The organism is Steroidobacter sp. (assembly GCF_016790065.1).
Lineage (GTDB): Bacteria > Pseudomonadota > Gammaproteobacteria > Steroidobacterales > Steroidobacteraceae > Steroidobacter.
In genome coordinates this window covers 1-3,689 of record NZ_JAEUPY010000911.1, presented here as the reverse complement: position 1 = coordinate 3,689, position 3,689 = coordinate 1, and the positions used below count along the sequence as shown (strand labels likewise).

The 3,689-nt window shown below is 60.6% G+C and carries 2 protein-coding genes; both read left to right on the top strand.

The genetic code is table 11. The annotated features are described in order from the left end of the window. Positions 1 to 1,484 (top strand): DNA primase (dnaG, locus tag JNL55_RS36355; protein ID WP_293866697.1); only part of this gene is annotated, 1,484 nt, incomplete at its 5' end. An 88-nt stretch (positions 1,485 to 1,572) separates the two neighbouring features. After that, positions 1,573 to 3,462: an RNA polymerase sigma factor RpoD gene (rpoD, locus tag JNL55_RS36350; protein WP_293866694.1), complete on the top strand. Its 1,890-nt coding sequence runs from the start codon at positions 1,573 to 1,575 to the stop codon at positions 3,460 to 3,462. Positions 3,463 to 3,689: the final 227 nt, after the last annotated feature.

Genomic DNA, 3,689 nt, shown 5'->3' with positions numbered 1-3,689 from the left:
CGGATCGGGTCGGCGTGGACGTGCCGCGCGAGCAAACCCCGGGCCAACGCCCGCCGCCGTCGGATGTTTTGTTTACGGCGCTGGAGAAGGCGGCCGGTTTTTATCGAAACGAATTGATGACCACGACGCGCGGCCGGGATTACTTCAAGGCGCGTGGTCTTACCGGCGACACCGCCGTGAAGTTCAGCCTGGGTTACGCGCCGGACGCGTGGGACTCGGTGCTGAAACTACTGGGCGGCAGCGAAGCGGAGCGGTCACGTTTGTTACAAGTGGGCTTGATCATCGAGCGCGATAACCGCTCCGGTCATTACGACCGTTTCCGGGACCGGGTCATGTTCCCGATCCGGGATGCGCGCGGCCGGACCATCGGTTTTGGCGGTCGGGTGCTCGACAAGGGCGAGCCCAAATATATGAACTCGCCGGAAACCGAACTGTTTCACAAGGGCCGCGAGCTGTATGGCTTATATGAAGCCCGGCAGGCGACCCGAACCCTGACGCGGTTGTTGATCGTTGAAGGCTACATGGACGTGGTTCGGCTGCATCAGGCAGGCATTACGTATGCAGTGGCCACGCTCGGCACGGCCACCACCCCGGAGCATTTGGCGCGCGTGTTTCGGATCTGTAATGAAGTGACCTTTTGTTTCGACGGCGACCGCGCCGGCCGCGCGGCTGCGTGGAAAGCGCTGGAGAACTCGCTCAGCCAGGTGCGCGAAGGCCGGCAGATTCGGTTTTTGTTTCTACCGGACGGTCACGACCCGGACACTTTGGTCGGCGAAGAGGGCCGCGAAGCGTTCGAAACACGGATCGAAAATGCGCTGCCGTTGTCCGAGTACTTCATTAATCACCTGAGCGCGCAGGTCGACATCAAAAGTATCGACGGGCGAGCCAAACTGGGCGAACTGGCGCGGCCACTGCTGGAGCGCATTCCCACCGGCATTTATCGGGAATTGCTGGCCCAGGAAGTGGCCAAGGCGGTCGGCTTACGCGGCTATATGGCCGCGCTGGAAGGCGACGGCATCAAGGGCAGTAGCCCGCTGCCGATACGCCCAATGACTGCGAAAGTGTCGGTCGGCCGGCGCAACCAGGTCCGCCAGGCGATTCATTTATTAGTGCATTACCCGGAAATTGCCGACAAAGTGGTGTTGACCCCGGCGTTGGCGACCTTGGATCGGCCGGGCATTGCCCTACTGATCGGGTTGATAGAGGAACTCAGCCGGCGCCCGTGCGCTAACACTGGAGCGCTGCTTGAACGCTGGCGGGACCGCCCCGATGTTGAGCACCTGGCGAAATTGGCCGCTCAGGAGTGTTTGGTCGATGCCGCCGGCGCCGCTAACGAGCTGGCGGGAGCGGTGAAGCACCTAGGTGACGAGGCGACCCGGTTGCGAACCGATCTTCTGTTAACTAAGGGCGGCCTGACCGACGCGGAAAAGGCTGAACTGCAGGCCCTGTTGGGCCGAAAAGTCATGGTCGATCCTGGTGCGTAAACGCGAACCTAGCGCCCGGAAAACGATCAAAGTACACTGCGCGGTCTTTTTAAGCCCGCCCACCCCGAATTACGTGAGGGCCTGACACTTGAGCAAGACCTTGGCAGCAAAAAAGGAACCGGCGCAGATCGCCGATGAGCGTCAATCGCAATTGAAGCTGCTGATTGCCCGAGGCAAGGAGCAGGGCTACCTGACGTACGTCGAGGTCAATGACCACCTGCCCAGCGAAATCGTCGATCCGGAACAGATCGAAGATATCGTCAACATGATTAACGACATGGGCATCCCGGTGTACGAGAAGGCACCGGAATCCGAAGCCCTGTTGTTGGCCGAGCCGGTGGTGGCCGATGAGGAAGCAGCCGAAGAAGCGGCCGCCGCCCTGGCGACTGTCGATGCCGAATTCGGCCGCACTACCGACCCGGTCCGCATGTACATGCGCGAGATGGGTACGGTCGAGCTGCTGACGCGCGAAGGCGAAATCCGCATCGCCAAGCGTATCGAGGAAGGCCTCGATACGGTGCGCTCGGCCCTGTCCAGCTATCCGCTGACCTACACCTTCATGCTCAACCAGTACGAGCAGGTCAAGGCCGGTCAGGGCCGCCTGGTCGACATCATCACTGGCTTCATCGACCCGAACGCGCCGGACGAAATCGCCGCGCCGGTCAATCCGAAGCTGGCCGCGGCCGCCGCGCCTGCCGAGGAAGAGAGCGAAGACGAAGAGACCGAAGGCGGCAGCGAAGACGAAGAGACGCTCGAGACCGGCCCGGATCCGGAAGAGGCGGCGCGCCGTTTCCTGTCCATTTCCAAGCAGCACCAGCAGGTGCTCAAGGCCATGGCCGAGGACAAGACCAGCAAGGACCCGAAGTCGGTCAAGCTGCGCAAGAAAGTCGCCGGCGAGTTCATGGAGCTGAAGCTCTCGCCCAAGATGTTCGACGCGCTGATCGTGCAGATGCGCGACAACGTCGCCGAGATCCGTAATCTCGAGAAGCAGATCATGATCCTGTGCGTGCGCGACGCTGGCATGCCGCGCAAGGACTTCATCTCGACCTTCCCGAAGAACGAGACCAACACCAAGTGGCTCGACAAGCACATCCGCGCCAAGCGCAAGCACTCGGCCGCGCTCGCGCGCCTGCGTGAGGAAATCGAGAAGCAGCAGAAGAAGCTGATGTCTCTCGAAGAGCGCGTGCACCTGACCATCGCGGAAGTCAAAGAGATCAACCGCGAAGTGGCCGTGGGCGAAGCCAAGGCTCGCCGCGCCAAGAAGGAGATGGTGGAAGCCAACCTTCGTCTGGTGATCTCGATCGCCAAGAAGTACACCAACCGTGGCCTGCAGTTCCTGGATCTGATCCAGGAAGGCAACATCGGCTTGATGAAGGCGGTCGACAAGTTCGAATACCGCCGCGGCTACAAGTTCTCGACTTATGCGACCTGGTGGATTCGTCAGGCCATCACTCGCTCCATCGCCGACCAGGCGCGCACCATCCGTATCCCGGTGCACATGATCGAGACCATCAACAAGCTGAACCGCATTTCGCGGCAGATGCTGCAGGAGATGGGTCGCGAGCCGACGCCGGAAGAACTGGCGGTGCGCATGGAAATGCCGGAGGACAAAGTCCGCCGCGTGCTCAAGATCGCCAAAGAGCCGATCTCCATGGAAACCCCCATCGGTGACGATGAGGATTCGCACTTGGGCGATTTCATCGAGGACACTTCGGTGGACTCGCCGATCGATTCCGCCACCATGGAATCGCTGCGTGAGACCACTCACTCGGTACTCGCCGGCCTGACGCCGCGCGAAGCCAAGGTCCTGCGGATGCGCTTCGGTATCGATATGAATACCGACCATACGTTGGAAGAAGTGGGCAAGCAGTTCGACGTGACGCGCGAGCGCATTCGTCAGATCGAAGCCAAGGCGCTGCGTAAGCTGCGTCATCCGAGCCGCAGCGAGCAGCTGCGCAGCTTCTTGATGGATGACTAGAACTAAGGTTCAGCTGTCTTAGGTCAGTTGGCAAAGCCCCCTCACGGGGGCTTTGTTTTTTTCCGGGTAATGCAACCTTGAGCGCCTGGGGTGTCGTCTATTGGCAGCATCTACCCAGGGAACCGACCACCTCGGCCGGTCGTTTTTTGGACAGAGAGAGCGTTTGGGAGGCTGTAAAAATGAGCCTGTTGTTTTATCTGACCATGTTCGTCGTGATGTGCGTGTTC